21 protein-coding genes are annotated in these 18,981 nt (G+C 65.8%); 19 read left to right on the plus strand and 2 right to left on the minus strand.

The genetic code is table 11. The annotated features are described in order from the left end of the window. The 5 genes from AC1DOQ_RS19215 to trpA all read left to right on the plus strand — a co-directional run. The coding region (locus tag AC1DOQ_RS19215; protein WP_477367810.1) for a motility hub landmark protein FimV at nt 1–2,406 on the plus strand (2,406 nt) is incomplete at its 5' end. Between the two features lie 10 nt (nt 2,407–2,416). Continuing rightward, complete coding sequence (gene truA, locus AC1DOQ_RS19220) at nt 2,417–3,217, plus strand: tRNA pseudouridine(38-40) synthase TruA (protein WP_477367812.1); 801 nt, start codon at nt 2,417–2,419, stop codon at nt 3,215–3,217. Nucleotides 3,218–3,243: 26 nt separating this feature from the next. Continuing rightward, nucleotides 3,244–3,975, plus strand: a complete 732-nt coding sequence (locus AC1DOQ_RS19225; protein WP_477367815.1) for a phosphoribosylanthranilate isomerase — start codon at nt 3,244–3,246, stop codon at nt 3,973–3,975. Then, nucleotides 3,923–5,170 carry a tryptophan synthase subunit beta gene (gene trpB, locus AC1DOQ_RS19230; RefSeq protein WP_477367817.1) on the plus strand — a complete coding sequence of 416 codons (1,248 nt, stop codon included), beginning with the start codon at nt 3,923–3,925 and terminating at the stop codon, nt 5,168–5,170. Before AC1DOQ_RS19225 ends, trpB begins: the two co-directional genes overlap by 53 nt. Before the next feature lie 13 nt (nt 5,171–5,183). Beyond that, on the plus strand, nt 5,184–5,984 hold the full coding sequence (gene trpA / locus AC1DOQ_RS19235) for a tryptophan synthase subunit alpha (protein ID WP_477367820.1): 801 nt from the start codon (nt 5,184–5,186) through the stop codon (nt 5,982–5,984). Between the two features lie 54 nt (nt 5,985–6,038). On the opposite strand, the gene AC1DOQ_RS19240 is transcribed toward trpA, so the two are convergent. Continuing rightward, a complete protein-coding gene (locus AC1DOQ_RS19240; protein WP_477367823.1) occupies nt 6,039–7,238 on the minus strand; it encodes an MFS transporter in 1,200 nt (399 codons plus the stop codon). 118 nt (nt 7,239–7,356) lie between these two features. On the opposite strand from AC1DOQ_RS19240, the gene AC1DOQ_RS19245 reads away from it, so the two are divergent. The 10 genes from AC1DOQ_RS19245 to AC1DOQ_RS19290 all read left to right on the plus strand — a co-directional run bounded on the left by AC1DOQ_RS19245 (nt 7,357) and on the right by AC1DOQ_RS19290 (nt 16,384). Then, nucleotides 7,357–7,827, plus strand: coding sequence for a winged helix-turn-helix transcriptional regulator (locus tag AC1DOQ_RS19245; protein WP_477367825.1), 471 nt, complete (start codon nt 7,357–7,359; stop codon nt 7,825–7,827). Then, entirely contained in the window at nt 7,824–7,946 is a 123-nt protein-coding gene (locus AC1DOQ_RS19250) for a hypothetical protein (RefSeq protein ID WP_477367828.1), read from the plus strand. The genes AC1DOQ_RS19245 and AC1DOQ_RS19250 overlap by 4 nt, the downstream gene beginning before the upstream one ends. An 89-nt stretch (nt 7,947–8,035) precedes the next feature. Then, complete coding sequence (gene accD, locus AC1DOQ_RS19255) at nt 8,036–8,908, plus strand: acetyl-CoA carboxylase, carboxyltransferase subunit beta (protein WP_477367831.1); 873 nt, start codon at nt 8,036–8,038, stop codon at nt 8,906–8,908. Nucleotides 8,909–8,963: 55 nt separating this feature from the next. Further along, nucleotides 8,964–10,262, plus strand: coding sequence for a bifunctional tetrahydrofolate synthase/dihydrofolate synthase (folC, locus tag AC1DOQ_RS19260; protein WP_477367834.1), 1,299 nt, complete (start codon nt 8,964–8,966; stop codon nt 10,260–10,262). Between the two features lie 11 nt (nt 10,263–10,273). Then, the gene (locus tag AC1DOQ_RS19265; protein ID WP_477367836.1) at nt 10,274–11,287 is read left to right on the plus strand and encodes an SPOR domain-containing protein; all 1,014 of its coding nucleotides are present in this window, start codon (nt 10,274–10,276) and stop codon (nt 11,285–11,287) included. Nucleotides 11,288–11,291: 4 nt separating this feature from the next. Then, nucleotides 11,292–11,780, plus strand: coding sequence for a CvpA family protein (locus AC1DOQ_RS19270; RefSeq protein WP_477367839.1), 489 nt, complete (start codon nt 11,292–11,294; stop codon nt 11,778–11,780). 31 nt (nt 11,781–11,811) lie between these two features. After that, nucleotides 11,812–13,335, plus strand: coding sequence for an amidophosphoribosyltransferase (gene purF, locus AC1DOQ_RS19275; protein WP_477367842.1), 1,524 nt, complete (start codon nt 11,812–11,814; stop codon nt 13,333–13,335). Between the two features lie 65 nt (nt 13,336–13,400). Next, on the plus strand, nt 13,401–14,642 hold the full coding sequence (locus AC1DOQ_RS19280) for a cystathionine gamma-synthase family protein (protein ID WP_477367845.1): 1,242 nt from the start codon (nt 13,401–13,403) through the stop codon (nt 14,640–14,642). A gap of 82 nt (nt 14,643–14,724) precedes the next feature. Beyond that, nucleotides 14,725–15,528 (plus strand): tetratricopeptide repeat protein, encoded by an 804-nt coding sequence (locus AC1DOQ_RS19285; protein WP_477367847.1) that lies wholly within the window; start codon nt 14,725–14,727, stop codon nt 15,526–15,528. A 91-nt stretch (nt 15,529–15,619) separates the two neighbouring features. Beyond that, on the plus strand, nt 15,620–16,384 hold the full coding sequence (locus tag AC1DOQ_RS19290) for a tetratricopeptide repeat protein (protein WP_477367850.1): 765 nt from the start codon (nt 15,620–15,622) through the stop codon (nt 16,382–16,384). Between the two features lie 84 nt (nt 16,385–16,468). On the opposite strand, the gene lexA is transcribed toward AC1DOQ_RS19290, so the two are convergent. Continuing rightward, a complete protein-coding gene (lexA, locus tag AC1DOQ_RS19295; protein WP_477367853.1) occupies nt 16,469–17,110 on the minus strand; it encodes a transcriptional repressor LexA in 642 nt (213 codons plus the stop codon). A gap of 282 nt (nt 17,111–17,392) precedes the next feature. Between lexA and rpsF the strand changes: the two genes are divergently transcribed. The 4 genes from rpsF to rplI are packed head-to-tail and all read left to right on the plus strand — an operon-like array spanning nt 17,393 to nt 18,890. Then, nucleotides 17,393–17,776: a 30S ribosomal protein S6 gene (gene rpsF / locus AC1DOQ_RS19300; RefSeq protein WP_036232978.1), complete on the plus strand. Its 384-nt coding sequence runs from the start codon at nt 17,393–17,395 to the stop codon at nt 17,774–17,776. Nucleotides 17,777–17,809: 33 nt separating this feature from the next. Then, nucleotides 17,810–18,094, plus strand: coding sequence for a primosomal replication protein N (priB, locus tag AC1DOQ_RS19305; RefSeq protein WP_477367856.1), 285 nt, complete (start codon nt 17,810–17,812; stop codon nt 18,092–18,094). A gap of 19 nt (nt 18,095–18,113) precedes the next feature. Beyond that, a complete protein-coding gene (rpsR, locus tag AC1DOQ_RS19310) occupies nt 18,114–18,404 on the plus strand; it encodes a 30S ribosomal protein S18 (RefSeq protein ID WP_036249492.1) in 291 nt (96 codons plus the stop codon). 33 nt (nt 18,405–18,437) lie between these two features. Continuing rightward, nucleotides 18,438–18,890 (plus strand): 50S ribosomal protein L9, encoded by a 453-nt coding sequence (rplI, locus tag AC1DOQ_RS19315; protein ID WP_442124761.1) that lies wholly within the window; start codon nt 18,438–18,440, stop codon nt 18,888–18,890. Nucleotides 18,891–18,981 lie beyond the last annotated feature (91 nt).

Here is an 18,981-nt window from a genome sequence, read left to right on the forward strand (position 1 = left end):
TCCGAATACCGCGTCAAGCCGGGTGACAGCCTGGGCCGCATCGCCGCCCAGCTCAAGCCGGTCGACGTCTCGCTCGACATGATGCTGGTGGCCCTGTACCGCGCCAATCCGGACGCCTTCATCGGCAACAACATGAACCGCCTCAAGTCGGGCCGCATCCTGTCGGTGCCGTCCGCCGACAGCGTGCAGGGGCTGAACGAAGGCGAAGCGCATGGCGTGGTGGTCGCGCATGCGGCCGACTTCAACGCCTACCGCAACAAGCTGGCCGGCCAGGTCGGCAATGCGGAACCGGTCAAGGCCCCGCAGGCCGGCCAGAGCGCCGGCGGCAAGATCACCGCCAAGGTCGAGGAACGCCCGACCGCCGCCAACGAGTCCCAGGACCAGCTGCGCCTGTCGAAGGCGCCGGCCGCCGGGCTTGCCACCGGCAAGGGGGCGACCACGAGCACCGAGGACACCATCGCCAAGCAGCGCGAGCTGGAAGAAGCCCAGCGCCGCGTGAAGGAACTGGAACGCAACGTCAGCGACCTCGAGCAGCTGGCCACCGTCAAGAGCAAGGGCGGCGCCGAGGCCCAGCAGAACGCCGCCGCATCGGCGCCGGCCGCGCCGGCCCCGGCCCCGGCCCAGGAAGCGCCGCACGACAAGCCGGCGCAGAAGAAGCTGGCGACCATCAAGCCGGCCGCCAAGCCGGCGCCCAAACCCGAGCCGGGCCTGCTCGACTTCATCATGGACAACCTGCCGCTGGTCGGCGGCGGCGCGGCCGTGCTGCTGCTCGGCGGCCTGCTGGCTGCCCAGCGCCGCAAGAAGAAGGTGGTCAAGACCGTCGCCGAACCTTCGGTCATGGGCGTGCCGACCGAACCGGCGCACTCGCTGTTCGCCGAGACCGGCGGCCAGAGCGTCGACACCAGCAACAGCGTGTTCAATTCCAGCTTCGCGCCATCGGCCAGCCAGCTCGATACCAACGAGGTCGATCCGGTGGCCGAAGCCGACGTCTACATCGCCTATGGCCGCGACGCCCAGGCCGAAGAGATCCTGAAGGAAGCCCTGCGCACCCATCCGGAACGCTATCCGGTGCGCCTGAAGCTGCTCGAGATCTACGCCGCCCGCAAGGACCAGCGCGCCTTCGAAACCCAGGCCGGAGAGCTGTACAGCATGACCCGCGGCCAGGGCGAGGAGTGGGCGCAGGCCGCCGCGCTGGGCCTGTCCATCGATCCGCTGAACCCGCTGTACGCGACCGGCGGCGCGCTGGTCGACACCGCCGCGGCGCCGGCCCCGGACGCCCACGTATCGCTGTCGAAGGACTTCGACGATGTCTTCGGCGCCGCCGACCTGACCGCCACCCCGGCGCCGGCGTCGGCCCATGAGCCGATGAGCTTCGAGCAGCACTTCGCCGGCGCGATGGGCACGGCGCAGCCGGCCGCCCAGCCCGACGCCTTCGCCCCGGCCGCCGCACCGGCAGCGGCCGAGGACGAGCACACGCTGGACTTCGACCTCGGCGGCCTGGCCTTCGAACCGGTCCAGGCCGAGGAGCCGAAGCCGGTCCAGGCGCACGACGACGGCCACGTGCTCGACTTCGACATGGGCGGCTTCGATGCCGCACCGGTGGAAGCCGCCGCAGCCGCCACAGCGGCCGAGCCCACCGCGGCTCCGGCGCCGGCCGAGGAGCCGCTCGACTTCTCCTTCGACATGGACTTCGGCGCTCCGGCCGCGAACCCGGTGCCGCAACCGGCAGTCAAGCCGCTCGAGACCGCGGACGACCTGCCGTTCGGCGACTTCGACCTGGGCGACACCATCCCGGGCGCCGCTGCGGCTTCCGAGACCGCCGCCGCGCCGAACAGCGACTTCGACATGGCCAACCTGGCCAAGGAATTCGACCTGCCGCCGCTGCCGGCCGCGCCGGAAGAGACCAGCCCGGCCACCGAGCTGAAGGACCCGCTGTTCGACCTCGACACCATGGACTTCGGCCTGGCCGACGAGGTCAAGCCGGCCGCGGTGGAATCCGCCGCGCCGGTTGCCGACCCGGCGCCCGCGCTGTCGCTGGAAGATGAGCTGTTCGGCCTGTCGGAGCTGTCGAATGAGCTGCCTGCCGCGACCCCGGCCCCGGTCGACACCGCCGAGTACGCGCCGCACGGCATGCTGGAGCCGGCAAAGGTCGAGCCGGCCTTCGACCTCGGCGGCTTCGACCTCGACCTGCCGGGAGAGGCTGCGTCGCCGGAGCTCGGGACGGTGGCGGCGCCGGCCGCGATGTCGGCCGCGCACATGGAGATGGAAACCAAGCTGGACCTGGCCATCGCCTACCAGGAAATCGGCGACAAGGAGGGTGCGCGTGAGCTGCTCGAAGAAGTCATCAAGGGCGGCAGCAGCGAACAGGTCTCCAAGGCCAACGCAATGCGCGCCCAGCTTGTGTGAGGCCTGCTGAGTGACAAGAATTGCCCTGGGTGTCCAGTACATCGGCACCGCCTGGAACGGTTATCAGAAACAGCCTTCGCGCGACACGGTCCAGGACCAGCTGGAGATCGCGCTCGAGAAGTTTGCCTGCACCAAACTCGCCACCACCTGCGCCGGCCGCACCGACGCCGGCGTGCACGCGATCGAGCAGGTCGTCCACTTCGACACGGAACTCGACCGCGCACCGCAATCCTGGGTGCGCGGCACCAACGCCTTCCTGCCGGATTCGATCGTGGTGCGCTGGGCGCACGTGGTCGAGCCCGACGCGGAGGGCCAGGATTTCCACGCGCGCTTCTCGGCCAGGTCCCGCACCTACCACTACGTGCTGTACAACAATCCGAACCCGTCGGCCCTGCTGGCCGGACGCGCCGGCTGGGTGTTCCGCCCGCTGGACGTCGAGCGCATGGTTGACGCCGCGCAGTACCTGATCGGCACCCACGACTTCAGCAGCTTCCGCGCTTCCGGCTGCCAGGCGAATTCGCCGGTCAAGCAGATGCACGAGGTGAACATCGTGCGCCACGGCGACGTCATCGTGTTCACGGTGCGCGCCTCCGCCTTCCTGCATCACATGGTCCGCAACATCGTCGGCTCGCTGATCTACGTGGGCACCGGCCGCAACGAGCCGGCCTGGATGGCCGAGGTCCTGGCCGCCCGCTCGCGCGACGCCGCGGCGCCGACCTTCATGCCGGACGGTTTGTATCTTGCTACAATCGACTACGATCCGAAGTGGGGGTTGCCGCAGGAGGCGACGCCACCTTTGCCCTGGCTCTGAATTTTTCCGACGTTGATAGGTTTTCCATGCAACGTACCCGCATCAAAATCTGCGGCATCACCCGCGAACAAGACCTGCGCGCCGCAGTCGCTGCCGGCGCCGACGCCATCGGTTTCGTCTTCTACCCGAAGAGCCCGCGCTACATCGCGCCCGCGCAGCTGGCCGCGCTGGCGTCCGCCATGCCGCCCTTCGTCAGCGGCGTCGGCCTGTTCGTGAACGCCGGCGTGGAGGAAGTACGCGAAGCCGTCGATGCCGGCCCGATCGCGCTGCTGCAATTCCACGGCGACGAAACCGCCGAGCAGTGCGCGGCGATCGCGGCCGCCGTCAAGCGTCCCTTCGTGCGGGCCTACCGCGTGAAACCTGACACCAGCGCCCTGGATTTGATAGAATCGGAAGCTCAATACCGCGCCGCCAGCGCCTGGTTCTCGGGCCTCCTGCTCGATACCTGGGTCGACGCCTACGGCGGCGCAGGAAAGGTCTTCGATTGGTCTCTTATCCCAAAAGAGCTCGCGCCTCGGGTCGTTTTGAGTGGTGGCTTGAGCGTGCAAAACGTGACTGGCGCGGTGATGCGCGTACGTCCCTTTGCGGTCGACATCAGTAGCGGTGTCGAGGAAAGCAAGGGGATCAAGGATGCCCGCAAGATAGCCGCGTTCGTCGACGCGGTGCGGGCTGCCGATGCATCACCCGAAACGAGCGAGTCACACCATGAAGGAAGCACCTCAAAAGGACAGCGCCAAGGCCCTGTTCAAGACCCCTGAATACCAACTGCCGGACGCCTCCGGCCACTTCGGTCCCTACGGCGGCAGCTTCGTCGCCGAGACCCTCAGCCACGCCCTGGCCGAGCTGAACGACGCCTATGCGCGCTACAGCCAGGATCCGGAATTCCTCGAAGAATTCCGCTACGAGCTGGCGCACTTCGTCGGCCGTCCGTCGCCCGTCTACCATGCGAAGCGCTGGTCGCAGCAGGGCGGCGGTGCACAGATCTTCTTCAAGCGCGAAGACCTGAACCACACCGGCGCCCACAAGATCAACAACGTGATCGGCCAGGCCTTGCTGGCCAGGCGCATGGGCAAGCCGCGCATCATCGCCGAGACCGGCGCCGGCCAGCACGGCGTCGCCACCGCCACCATCTGCGCGCGCTTCGGCCTCGAATGCGTGATCTACATGGGCAGCGAGGACGTCAAGCGCCAGGCCCAGAACGTCTACCGCATGAAGCTGCTGGGCGCGACCGTCGTCCCGGTCGAAAGCGGCTCGAAGACCCTCAAGGACGCGCTCAACGAAGCGATGCGCGACTGGGTCACCAACATCGAGAACACCTTCTACATCATCGGCACCGTGGCCGGGCCGCATCCCTATCCGATGATGGTGCGCGACTTCCAGTCCGTGATCGGCGAGGAATGCCGCGTGCAGATGCCGCAGATGACCGGCCGCCAGCCGGACTACGTGGTCGCCTGCATCGGCGGCGGCTCGAACGCGATGGGCATCTTCTATCCGTATATCGACGAAGCCGGCGTCAAGCTGGTCGGCGTCGAGGCGGCGGGCGAGGGACTCCAGTCCGGCAAGCACGCGGCTTCCCTCAGCGCCGGCTTCCCCGGCGTCCTGCACGGCAACCGCACCTACCTGCTGCAGGACGAGAACGGCCAGATCATCGAGACCCATTCCGTCTCGGCCGGCCTGGATTATCCGGGCGTCGGTCCCGAGCACGCCTGGCTGAAGGACATCGAGCGCGCCCAGTACGTCTCGATCACCGATGAGGAAGCGCTGCAGGCCTTCCACGACTGCTGCCGCATCGAGGGCATCATCCCGGCGCTGGAATCCTCGCACGCGATCGCGTACGCGGCCAAGCTGGCGCCGACGCTCCCTGCCGACCAGATCATCCTGGTGAACCTGTCCGGCCGCGGCGACAAGGACATGCACACGGTCGCGCAACGCGCCGGCCTGAACTTCGGTTGATGGGGAGACGAACATGTCCAGAATCGCACAGACTTTCGACACCCTGAAACAGCAGGGCAGGACCGGCCTCGTCACCTTCGTCACGGCCGGCGACCCAGGTCCCGACCTCACCGTCCCGATCATGCACGCCCTGGTGGCGGGCGGCGCCGACGTGCTGGAACTCGGCGTCCCGTTCTCCGACCCGATGGCCGAAGGCCCGGTGATCCAGCGCGCCTGCGAACGCGCGCTGACCTTCGGCGTCAGCATGAACGACGTCTTTAACTACGTGCTTGAATTCCGCAAGACCGACCAGCGCACGCCGGTGGTCCTGATGGGCTATGCCAACCCGATCGAGCGCATGGGTCCGTCGGAATTCATCCGCCGCGCGAAGGCCGCGGGTGCCGACGGCGCCATCGTGGTCGACTATCCGCCGGAAGAATGCGAAGCCTTCGCCGCCGAGATGAAGGCGAACGGCCTCGACCTGATCTTCCTGCTGGCCCCGACCTCGACGGTCGAGCGCGTGAAGCAGGTGGCGCGCCACGGCAGCGGTTTCAGCTACTACGTCTCGCTGAAGGGTGTGACGGGCGCCGGCGGCATCGACACGGAAGACGTCGCGCGCCGCGTGGCCGCGATCCGCGAGCACGTCAAGCTCCCGATCGGCGTCGGCTTCGGCATCCGCGATGCGGAGACGGCGAAGTCGGTGGCGGCGGTGGCGGACGCGGTGGTGATCGGCAGCCGCATCATTCAGGAGCTGGAGAACACGCCGAAGGAAAAGGGGCCGGCGGCCGTGCAAGCCTTCGTGGCCGGCATCCGCGCCGCGCTCGACGGCAAGTAATCACAAACAGCGTCAAACGGACCGGGGCCACGCGCCCCGGTTTTTCGTTCCGGCTCAGGCATCCCCGCCGGCCGTGAGTTCGCGGGTGCGCAGCCAGAACGCCAGCGCGGCCACGCTGACACCCGCGCCGAGCAGGCACACGCCGCGCCAGCCCGCGCTCGCATAGCTGGCCGTCGAGGCCAGGGCGCCGATTCCGCTTCCAACGGCATAGAACAGCATGTAGGCGCCGACGAGGCGGCTGTGCGCTTCCGGCGAGGCGCGGAAAATCAGGCTCTGGTTGGTGACGTGGATCGCCTGGCCGCCGAGGTCGAGCAGCACGATGCCGGCGATCAGGGCCCACAGCGAGCGGTCCATCCAGGCCAGCGGCAGCCAGGCGGCCGCCAGCAGCAGCAGGGCGGCGGCGCTGGCCGGCCGTTCGTGGCCCCGGTCCGCCAGCCGGCCCGCCCAGATCGCGGCGAGTGCGCCGGCCGCGCCCGCGAGCCCGAAAGCGCCGATGGCCGTGTGCGACAAGCCGTACGGCGGAGCGCTCAGCGGCAAGACGAGGGCGCTCCAGAAGATGTTAAGGACGGCGAACATCAGCAAGGCCAGCATGCCGCGGACCTGGAGTACCCGGTCGCGCCGCAGCAGCGTGAACATGGAGGCGATCAGGCTGCGGTAGCGCATCGTGCTGCGTGCCGCGCCGAGCGCCGGCAAGCCGCGCCACAGCAGGGCCGCCAGCACCAGGGTCAGCGCGGCCGAGAACAGGTAGACGCTGCGCCACCCCGCCAGGTCGCCGATGCCGCCGGCCAGCACGCGCGCCAGCAGCAGGCCGATGAAGACGCCGCCCTGGGCCGTGCCGACGACCCGTCCGCGTTCCTCGTCGGCCGCGGCGCTGGCGGCATAGGAAATCAGCCCTTGCGTCATGGCGGTGCCGAACAGGCCGGTCAGCAGCATCGCCGCCAGCAGGATCGCGCTCGACCTTGCCGTGCCGACGGCGACCAGGGCCGCGGCCAGCATCAGCGCCTGCGCCAGCATCAGGCGGCGCCGCTCGAGCAGGTCGCCCAGCGGGACGAGCAGCAGCAGGGCGAGGGCGCAACCGGCCTGGGTGGCGGTGACGATGCTGCCGATGGCCGCGTCGGGAATGGCGAACTCGCGCGCCAGCGCGTCCAGCAAGGGCTGGGCATAGTAGACGTTGGCCACGCTCAGGCCGGCGGCGCAGGCGAACAGCAGGACGGTGGCGCGCGGCAGGGTGATGTGGGGAAGGGAAGCGCCCATGGGTTTCTCCGAGTCGGGTCAATAACGGATCAATAAGTGGTTTCAAATTGAAACCATTTGCAGTTTAATCGCTATGGTTTTAAAATGCAACCAACATCAACCTTTCCCGGCCACCGAGATGGATAAACCGACTCCAGCCAATCCCGAGCCCTGTCCAGTGGCGCGCTCGGCCGGCATCGTCGCCGACCGCTGGTCGCTGCTGATCGTGCGCGATGCCTTCGACGGCGTGCGGCGCTTCAGCGACTTCCAGCGCAGCCTCGGCATCGCGCGAAATATCCTGTCCGACCGCCTGCACCGCCTGCTCGATGCCGGCATCCTCGCCATGCAGGCCGGCAGCGGCGGCGGCGCGCACCAGGAATACGTGTTGACGGCAAAGGGCCGCAGCTTGTTTCCGGTCGTGGTGGCCTTGCGCCAGTGGGGAGAGCACTACCTGTTCGGCGAAGGGGAGGCGCACTCCGAGCTGGTCGAAAAGAAGACCGGCAAGCCCCTGCGCGCCATGCTGCCCTTGGCCGACGATGGCCACGCGATTTCGGCCGACGAGACCGAGGTGCGCAAGCTGGGGGCGGCCGGCGTGCCGCAGGAACGATGAACAGGCGCAAACGCCTGACCTTCTGGGACGCAAACGAAGACGACGACACCGTCGAGGACTACTACAAGCCCTACGGCGAATACGGCGACGGCAGCTACCAAGCCATCAACCTTGCATAGAAGCTAAGGTCTTACCAGCAAGAATTCGACAAGCCGAACCTGAATCGGTACACTACGCGCAAATTGAGAATTGCCGCAAAGGAGAACACATGAGTTGGTTGGAAAAACTGCTGCCCCCCCGGATCCAGCGCTCCGATGCCGCCAAAAAGCAGACCATGCCCGAGGGCCTGTGGGTCAAGTGCCCGTCGTGCGAATCGGTGCTCTACCGTACCGACCTCGAATCGAACCTGCACGTCTGCCCGAAGTGCAGCCATCACATGCGCATCCGCGCCCGCGAGCGCCTCGACGCGTTGCTGGACGAAGGCGGCCGCTATGAGATCGGCCAGGACGCGCTGCCGGTCGATACCCTGAAGTTCAAGGACAGCAAGAAGTACCCAGACCGTCTCAAGCAGGCCATGGACGCCACCGGCGAGACCGATGCCCTGATCGTGCAGGGCGGTTCGATCATGAGCCTGCCGGTGGTCGTCGCCTGCTTCGAATTCGAATTCATGGGCGGCTCGATGGGTTCCGTGGTCGGCGAGCGTTTCGCCCGCGGCGCCCAGGTGGCCCTGGAGCAGAAAGTGCCTTTCATCTGCATCACCGCCACCGGCGGCGCCCGCATGCAGGAAGGCCTGCTGTCGCTGATGCAGATGGCCAAGACCACCGCGATGCTGACCAAGCTCTCCGAGAAGAAGCTGCCGTTCATCAGCGTGCTGACCGACCCGACCATGGGCGGCGTCTCCGCTTCCTTCGCCTTCATGGGCGACGTCGTGATCGCCGAACCGAGGGCCCTGATCGGCTTTGCCGGCCCGCGCGTGATCGAGAACACCGTGCGCGAAAAGCTGCCGGAAGGCTTCCAGCGCGCCGAGTTCCTGGTGCAGAAGGGCGCCGTCGACATGATCGTCGACCGCCGCAAGATGCGCGAAGAAATCGCCCACCTGCTCGCCCTGCTGCAAAGCCAGCCGGCCGACGTCATCGCCTGATACCTCTCCCAGCGCGGCCGGATAACCCCGGCCGCGCGCCGCACCTTTCCCCGCCATGTCCACATTCCCGACCACCTTGCCCGACTGGCTGGCGCTGCTCGAGTCGCGCCATGCCGAAATCCACATCGACATGGGCCTGGACCGCGTACGCGCCGTCAAGGAGCGCATGCAGCTCGCCTTTTCCTGCCCCGTGATCATGGTGGCCGGCACCAACGGCAAGGGTTCCACCTGCGCCATGCTGGAAGCCATGCTGCTGCAGAGCGGCTACCGTACCGGCCTGTATATCAAGCCGCACTTCCTCGACTTTAACGAGCGCGCCCGCATCAACGGCGAGATGGCCAGCGACGAAGCCCTGGTGTCCGCCTTCGACGTGGTCGAAGCGGCGCGCGGCGACGTCGACCTGACCTATTTCGAGTTCACCACGCTGGCCATCATGCAGCTACTGGCCACCAGCGAGATCGACGTCGCCATCCTCGAAGTCGGCCTCGGTGGACGCCTCGACGCCGTCAACGTGATCGATGCCGACGTCGCCATCGTCACCAGCATCGACATCGACCACAAGGACTACCTGGGCGAGACGCGCGAGGAGATCGGCTTCGAGAAGGCCGGCATCTTCAGGGCGGGCAAGCCGGCGATCTGCAGCGATCCGCAGCCGCCCGCTTCGCTGATCAAGCATGCGGAAGATATCGGTGCCGACCTGTGGCTGATCGGCCGCGACTTCAACTACCAGGGCGACAAGCAGCAGTGGGCCTATGGCGGCCGTTCGCAGCGCCGCAACTCGCTGGCCTATCCGGCCCTGCGCGGCGCCAACCAGCTGCTGAACGCCTCGGCCGCGCTGGCCGCGCTGGAGGTGCTGCGCCTGCGGCTGCCGGTGGGTGCGCAGGAAGTGCGCGCCGGCCTCGCGATGGTCGAGCTGCCGGGCCGCTTCCAGGTGCTGCCGGGCCGTCCGACCACGGTGCTGGACGTGGCCCACAATCCGCACGCCGCGGCGACCCTGGCCCAGAACCTGAGCAATATGGGCTACCACCGCTTCACCTACGCGGTGTTCGGCATCATGCAGGACAAGGACATCGACGCCGTCATCGAACACATGGCGCCCTACGTCGATCACTGGAATGTGGCGGCGCTGCCGTCGCCACGTTCCGCCGACCCCGCGGCGCTGGCGGCAAAGCTGGAGGCGAAGAAGCCGGCGGGCGTCAAACCGGACGAGTTTTCGGTAAAAACTTTCGCCGATCCGGCTGCGGCCTTCCAGGACGCAACGAGCCGGGCCGGACAGGATGATAGAATAGTGGTCTTTGGCTCGTTCTATACCGTGGCTGGCGTGATGGCAGCCCGTAAATCCTCTCTTCATTGACCTGACAACGCATGGGCTTGTTCTCGTTCTTCGGTAAAAACAAGCAAGGCCGCGCTGCCGAGGACAGCGGCCGTTTCTACAGCAAGGACGACGACGCCGCACTCGGCGAACGTGCCCGTTCCAAGCGTGCCTCCAGCGCGGGCGCCGTCGCCGGCAGCACGCGCGGACGCGGCACCGGCAACGACCCTCTGCTGCCCGAGAAGAAGCGCGCACGGCGCCGCCTGGTCGGGGCGATCGCGCTGGCGCTGGCGGCCGCCGTCGGCCTGCCGATGCTGCTCGACTCCCAGCCGAACAAGTCGCTGGCAGGCGACATCGCGATCCAGATCCCGTCCAAGGACAAGGCGGCGCCGCTGCCGGTGCCGGCCGATCCCTCGGCCCCCGCCGCGCAAGCCGGGCCGGCCACCGCGCGCGACAGGACCGTGGCTGCCGTGGCCGCCGAGGACAGCGTCGGCAGGGACGAGGAAATCGTCCAGATGCCGCCGGTGTCGAAATCCGCGCCGAAGCCGGCGCCGAAGCCCGCCGAGCCGCCGAAGCCCGAGCACAAGCCGGAGCCGCCCAAGGCCAGGCCGGAACCGAAGCCCGAGCACAGGCCGGAGCCGAAACCCGAACACAAGCCCGAACCGAAGCCCGAGCACAAGCCGGTCGAGAAGACCGAGAAGGCCGACAAACCGGTCAAGCCGAAGAGCGAAGACAGGCCGAAGCTCGAGGACAAGCCGGTCAAGCCGCGCGACGACGTGCGCGCCCTCGCCATCCTCGAGGGGAAGGGCGCGGACAAGGCCGAGAAGGACAAGCAGCCGGCCGACGCCGGTTCGCAGAAATTCGTGGTGCAGGTCGCCGCGCTGTCGAGCCAGGAAAAGGCCGCCGAGCTGCAGGCGAAACTGCATGGCGCCGGCATCAATTCGCACACCGAAAAGGCCGGCGAACTCATCAAGGTGAAGATCGGCCCGCTCCCCAAGGACGAGGCCGAGAAAGTGCGCGCCAAGCTGGGCCGCATCGGCCTGTCGGGCTTCATGACCCCTGTTTGAAGCCGTGACGATTTTCGATTACATCGTCCTGTTCATCCTGGTCTCGTCGGTCGTCATCAGCACCATGCGCGGGCTGGTGAAGGAAATCCTGTCCCTGGCGGGCTGGGTCGCGGCCTTCGTGGTGGCGAACGCCTTCGGTGCGCAGCTGGCGCCCATGCTACCATCGGTGGTTCCGGGCGAGTCGCTGAGGCTGATCCTTGCTTTCATTGCACTATTCCTGGGCGTACGTGTACTGATGGGCCTGCTGGCCCTGGCGATCGGCGCGCTGATCGAGGCTTCCGGCCTCTCGCTGGCCGACCGCGGACTCGGCGGCCTGTTCGGACTGGGCCGGGGGATTGTAATCGTGCTGGCCGGCGTCATATTGTGTGGGATGACTTCCATTCCCCAACAGGCTTTCTGGAAAAACGCGTTGCTCTCTCCCATGGCGGAAACCGGCGCGCGCACGGTCAAGCCTTTCTTGCCGGCTGCCTTCGCGCAGCACGTGCAGTATTAATTTTTCACTATCAGCTGTTTAGGAGCGCACCATGTGTGGCATCGTCGGCGTCGTCTCGCAAGCCCCCGTCAACCAGTTGCTGTATGACGCATTGCTGCTGCTGCAGCATCGCGGCCAGGATGCGGCCGGTATCGCAACCAACCATAGCAGCATGTTCTCGATGTACAAGGCCAACGGCCTCGTGCGCGACGTGTTCCGCACGCGTAACATGCGCTCGCTGATGGGTAATTCCGGCATCGGCCACTGCCGCTACCCGACCGCCGGCTCCTCCAGCGAAGAGGAAGCGCAGCCGTTCTACGTGAACGCGCCGTTCGGCATCACCCTGGCGCACAACGGCAACCTGACCAACCAGGCCCAGCTCAAGGACGAGCTGTTCCGCATCGACCGCCGCCACGTCAACACCGGTTCCGATTCGGAAGTGCTGCTGAACGTGCTGGCCCACGAAATCCAGACCGCCGCCGACGGCTACTCGCTGGATCCGGACGCCGTCTTCAAGGCGGTTGCCATGGTGCACAAGCGCGTGCGCGGCGCCTATGCCGTGATCGCCCAGATCGCCGGCCACGGCCTGCTGGCCTTCCGCGACCCCTTCGGCATCCGTCCGCTGTGCCTGGGCGTGAACGAGACCGAGAACGGTCCCGAATACCTGGTTGCCAGCGAATCGGTGGCGCTCGAGGGCCTCGGCTTCCGCTTCGTGCGCGACATCGCGCCGGGCGAGGCGGTCTTCATCGACGACGCCAGCCAGCTGCATTCGCGCCAGTGCGCCGAGAACCCGTCGCTGAATCCCTGCGCCTTCGAATACGTCTACCTGGCCCGTCCTGACTCCGTCATCGACGGCGCCTCGGTCTACGCGACCCGCCTGCGCATGGGTGAATACCTGGCCGACAAGATCCGCCAGGAAATCCCGGTCGAGGACATCGACGTCGTGATGCCGATCCCCGATTCCTCGCGTCCGGCCGCGATCCAGCTGGCACTGAAGCTGGGCGTCGAGTACCGTGAAGGCTTCATCAAGAACCGCTACATCGGCCGTACCTTCATCATGCCGGGCCAGGGCATGCGCAAGAAGTCGGTGCGCCAGAAACTGAACGCGATCGCGTCCGAGTTCAAGGACAAGAACGTGCTGCTGGTCGACGACTCGATCGTGCGCGGCACCACCAGCCGCGAGATCGTGCAGATGGCGCGTGAAGCCGGCGCCCGCAAGGTCTTCTTCGCCTCGGCCGCGCCGCCGGTGCTGTACCCGAACGTGTACGGCATCGACATGCCGACCCGCGACGAACTGATCGCCCACGGCCGCACCGTGGAAGAGGTGTGCCGCGAGATCACCGCCGACCGCCTGGTCTACCAGGACATCGAGGCGCTGAAGAAATCGATCATGGACGTGAACCCGGCGCTGACCAGCGTCGAGGCCTCCTGCTTCGACGGCGTCTACATCACCGGCGACATCTCGCCGGAGTACCTGGACCGGCTGGAAAGCCATCGCCACAAGAGCTCGGGCAAGTCGTCCGAGGACCTGGTGCGGACCCAGCTGAATCTGAACCCGCCCGTCGCCGCGGAGTAACAATGTGGACGTGGGCACTCCGTGCCCACGTTCACCATTCGGACACCAATCGATATAGCCCGATCATGAGCGACACGAACAACTACGGCTTCACCACCACCATCCTCCACAACGACCGCCGCAAGACCATCGAGCAGGGCTCGCTGCACAAGCCCATCCACACCTCGGTGGCCTTCGGCTACGGCGATGCGCGCCAGCTGGCCTCGGTCTTCCAGGGCAAGGAACCGGGCTTCCGCTACGGCCGCCAGGGCAACCCGACGGTGTCGGCGCTGGAAGACAAGATCAGCAAGATGGAAGACGGCGTCGCCACCCTGTGCTTCGCCACCGGCATGGCCGCGATCGGCGCGCTGGCCCAGGCGCTGCTGAAGGAAGGCGACCACGTGGTCTCGTCCAGCTTCCTGTTCGGGAATACCAACAGCCTGTGGAACACGGTGGCGGGGCAGGGCACCGAAGTCTCCTTCGTCGATGCCACCGACGTCGCCAACGTCGAGGCGGCGCTGCAGCCCAACACCCGCATGGTGTTCGTCGAGACCATCGCCAATCCGCGCACCCAGATCGCGGATCTGGCGCGCATCGGCGAGCTGTGCCGCGAGCGCGGCATCCTCTACGTGGTCGACAACACCATGACCACGCCCTGGCTGTTCCGCCCGAAGGCGGTGGGCGCCGGCCTGGTGGTCAATTCGCTGACCAAGTCGATCGGCGGCCACGGCATGGCGCTGGGCGGCGCCCTGACGGACACCGGCCTGTACGACTGGAGCGCCTATCCGAACATCGCGCCGAACTTCCGCAAGCAGCCGGCCAAGGCCCAGGGCATGGCCCAGCTGCGCGCCAAATCGCTGCGCGACTTCGGCGCCTCGCTGGCGCCGGAAGCGGCCCACCACATCGCCGTCGGCGCCGAGACCCTGGCGCTGCGCATGGACCGCACCTGCGCCAACGCGCTGGCGCTGGCCAGGATGCTGGAAGCGGATGAGCGCGTCGCCGCCGTCCACTACCCGGGCCTGGCTTCGCACCCCCAGCACGGCATCGCCACCGAGCTGTTCCGTGCCTACGGCTCGCTGTTCAGCTTCGAGCTGAAGGACGGCATCGACTGCTTCGACTACCTGAACCGCCTGCAGATAGCGATCCCGGCCAGCAACCTGGGCGACACCCGCACCCTGGTGATCCCGGTCGCGCACACGATCTTCTTCGAGATGGGGGCGGAGCGCCGCGCCAGCATGGGCATCGCCGAGTCGCTGATCCGGGTGTCGGTGGGCATCGAGGATACGGCCGACCTGCTGGCCGACTTCGGCAACGCGCTGGCCGGCTGAGCCCGGCATTTTATCCATAGCGAATTGTCATAATACAAAGGCAAGTCTATGATCGGCCTCACCAATCATTTGGAGAGAGACGATGAAACGACTTGCTTTTGCAGTGCTGATGCTGGCCGCCGGGATGGCCTGGGCCGACGATCTCGGCGATGCCGAAAAAGCCTTGCGCGCCAAGGAATACGACAAGGCCTTGCCGATCTACACGAAGCTGGCGAATGCCGGCAATGCCGAAGCGCAGTTCCGCCTGGGCGAGATGTACTGGTATGGCGACGGCACGGCGGTCGACATGGGCAAGTCGCAGGCCTGGCTGCAGAAGGCGGCCGCCTCCGGCCACGGCGGCGCGAAGGAGTCGCTGGCGGTGCTCAAGGAGCGCGAACAGCGTGCCGGCGACCTGGCTTACTGGACCGGCTACAAGGGCGATGACCTGGTGACCGGCAAATACGCCTGCCCGATGCCGAAGATCCCGCAGGTGTCGAAGACGAATGAGGAAATCAACCGGGTCAGCGCCGAGATCGCCCAATGGGAAACCTGCTACAACGACTTCGTGGCCGGCGTGAACCAGGCGCCGCCGGGCGTCAAGCGCATCCCGGCCGACATCCTCAAGCTGATGAGCCCGCACGAAGCCGAGCAGGCCGCCTCCCGCATCGATGACGTCACGGTGGCCGTGGTCACCCGCCGCCAGGCCGAGGCGCTGAACTTCACCTCGGAGCGCGACGCCTGGTACACGGCAACCCAGTCCTTCGTGGCGGAATCGAATGCCAAGAGCGAGGCGAACAAGCGCCAGCTCGACGTCGAGAACCGGCGCGCGGCCGACGCCAGCAACGAATACAACCGCAGGGTCACGCAGGGCGCCACCTTTGCCAAGCCTGCTTCGACCGGCAAATAGGCGGGGGCAACAAGCAAGGCTTGTTGAGCTGGCAGGGCTGTGGGGGTATGATAAATTTCTTTTTCACAGCCTTGCTTCACAGCTCTTTTCCATGAAGACACTCCTGTTATGCGTCGCACTGCTGGCGGCCGGTACCGTCCGTGCCGACGAGCTGGCCGATGCGGACGCCCTGTTCGCCAAGAAGGCCTATCCAGAAGCCCTGCAGAAGTACACCAAACTGGCGAATGCCGGCAACGTCACGGCCCAGCAGCATCTCGGCGAAATGTATTTTTACGGCGAAGCCGGCGCCGTCGACATGGACAAGGCCGCCGGCTGGTTCCGCAAGGCGGCCGCCAAGGGCAATGCCGTCGCCATCGCCTCGCTCGAGATGATGAAGCAGCGCGAGGTCCGCCGCGCCGACATCGACTACTGGATGACGAAATACGACGGCTCCGACGTCCGCACCGACGAGTACCGCTGCCCGGCGCCGCGCTTCCCGGCGGTCTCGCGCCAGACCGAGGAGATCGACCGCTACAGCGCGAAGATGAAGGCCTGGCAGGATTGCTACAACCGCTACGCCGAACACCTGAATGCCGTCACCCCGCTGAACAAGCGGATTCCCGAGGACGTCCGTAAATTGATGACCAAGGCCGAATACGAGACGGCAAGCAAGCACCTCGACGCGGTGCAGGAAGGGCTGTCGGAGGACGCCAGGATCAGCGCCAGGATGGTCGTGGCCGACTTCACGGTGTGGCGCGACGCCACCGACGCCTATGTCAGCCAGCACAACGAAATCGTCAAGAGCGGGCCGACGCCCGAGCGCGAGAAGGACCTGGAAGCGCGCAAGAACAACTATAACGGCGCAGGCACGAAGTAAGCCGTCCGCCGAATGAAGAACGCCCCGCCGGCGCAAGCCGGGCGGGGCGTTTTATTTTGCCAAGTGGCAAAACTTAGTGCAGGATCAGTGCCACGATCGCAGCAGGCCGACGGCCAGGCCTTCGAGCGCGAACTCGTCGGTGTGCGGATCGACCGTGATGACGGAGAAGTCCGGGTTTTCCGGCAGCAGTTCGATGGTGCCGCCGCTCTTGCGGTAGCGCTTGACGGTGACTTCATCGCCGATGCGGGCGACCACGATCTGGCCGTTCTTGGCCGAATCCACTTTCTTGACGGCCAGGAAGTCGCCATCGCAGATGCCGGCGTCGCGCATCGACCAGCCCTTGACCTTCAGCAGGAAGTCGGGCTTGCTCGAAAACATGGCCGGGTCGACCGAGTAGGTGGCCTCGACGTGTTCCTGGGCCAGGATCGGCGAACCGGCGGCGACGCGGCCGACCAGCGGCAGCGACATCAGCAGGGCGGCCGGGACTGCCGGTACCGGCGCGGCATCGGCTGCGGCGCCGACCAGGCGGATGCCGCGCGAAGTGCCGGGAGAAATTTCGATCGCGCCCTTGCGCGCCAGGGCTTGCAGGTGTTCTTCGGCCGCATTGGCCGAGCGGAAACCCAGCTCCTGCGCGATTTCGGCGCGGGTCGGCGGGAAACCGGTGTTGTCGATCGCTTCCTTGATCAGGTTGAGGATCTGTTCTTGCCGTGCGGTGAGCTTGAGCATGTCAAAGATTAATTCGTAGGTGAGCGGTAGTGCGGGGCGAACCCGATACCCTGTATTTTTGTACAGTATTGCGCCGGACGCAAGGGGAATCCGTGCGATTTGCCGGTTTTTTTTGCCTGCCGGGCACAGCCGATACCCATGCGGCGAACCGGGCCGCCGAGCGGCCGTAAAACGGCGATTGAGCTCTTGACGTTTTTACGGTTATAATGTCGGGCTTTCCCTTCCCACACTCGTCTTGACGCCGAGGTGGGCATTTGTTTAAACGTCCTTAAGGAGTGTTGCATGCGTCATTATGAAATCGTGTTTATCGTCCACCCGGACCAGAGCGAGCAGGTTCCGGCGATGATCGAGCGCTACAAGACCACGGTCACCTCGCGCGGCGGTAACATCCACCGCGTCGAAGACTGGGGCCGCCGTCAAATGGCTTACCAGATCCAGAAGCTGCCGAAGGCACACTACATCTGCATGAACATCGAGTGCGACAACGAGACCCTGGTCGAGCTGGAAACCGCATTCAAATTCAATGATGCCGTGCTGCGTCACCTGACCGTCAAGATGAAGAAGGCCGAAACCGCGCCGTCGCCGATGATGAAATCGGTGCAGCGCGAAGACGCAGCCAAGAGCCATCGCGCCGAGCAGGCAGCTGCTCCGGCCGCAGCCGCTTAATTCTTAATCTTAAGAAAGAAGCGCGCAAGGGCAGTGAACGAGCTGTTGCTGGTCGCAAGCATCGCGGAACGCGATGCCCTGCGCTATACCCCGGCCGGCATCCCGATCGTCAGCGGCATCCTGCAACATGGATCGCAGCAGGTGGAAGCGGGGATTGCCAGGCAGGTCGAATTCGAGATGTCCGCGCTGGCCGCGGGCGATGTTTCGAAGCGATTTGCCGACGCCGAACTCGGTGCGGTCTACGAGTTTCGCGGGTTCATGGCCAGGAAGAACCGCAACAGCAAAGCCCTGGTGTTTCACATCATTGATTTCATTTAGATAGATACAGGAGCCTAAAATGGCATTCGGTAAAAAATTCGACAAAAACAAAGCCAAGGAAAAACTGAAGCGCAAACAGCAGAACCCGCTGTTCAAGCGCAAGAAGTTCTGCCGCTTCACCGCTGCAGGCGTGGAACAGGTTGACTACAAAGACGTCGACACCCTGAAGGATTTCGTCCAGGAAAACGGCAAGATCATGCCGGCACGCCTGACCGGTACCAAGGCGCACTACCAGCGCCAAGTGGACACCGCCATCAAGCGCGCCCGCTACCTGGCCCTGCTGCCGTACACCGACCTGCACAACGCTTAATCGTCGGTCACGACACGTATACTGGAGAATAATATGCAAGTCATCCTGCTGGAAAAAGTCGTCAACGTCGGCAACCTGGGCGACGTCGTCAAGGTCAAGGACGGTTACGCACGTAACTTCCTGATCCCGCAAAAGAAAGCCCGCCGTGCAACCGAATCGGCCGTGGCCGAGTTCGAAGTCAAGCGCGCCGAACTGGAAAAAGCAGCCGCCGAGAAACTGGCAGCCGCTCAAGGCCAGGGCGACAAGCTGAACGGCATGACCATCACCATCGCCCAGAAAGCTGGCGTGGACGGCCGTCTGTTCGGTTCCGTGACCAACTTCGACATCGCTGAAGCCCTGAGCAAGCAAGGTTTCGCCGTCGAAAAGGCCAACGTGCGCATGCCGACCGGCCCGCTGAAGACCACCGGCGAGCACCCGGTTGCCGTCGCCCTGCACACCGACGTCGTCGTTGACGTGACGGTTGCCGTGGTTGGCGAAGCTGCCTAAGCAATAGCTGTTGCAAGAATGAAAAAGCCGGGTTCGCCCGGCTTTTTTTATGCGTGAAAAATCACCAATGATTTCAGTCGGCAGTGCGGAA

Source organism: Massilia sp. 01N417, assembly GCF_056399645.1.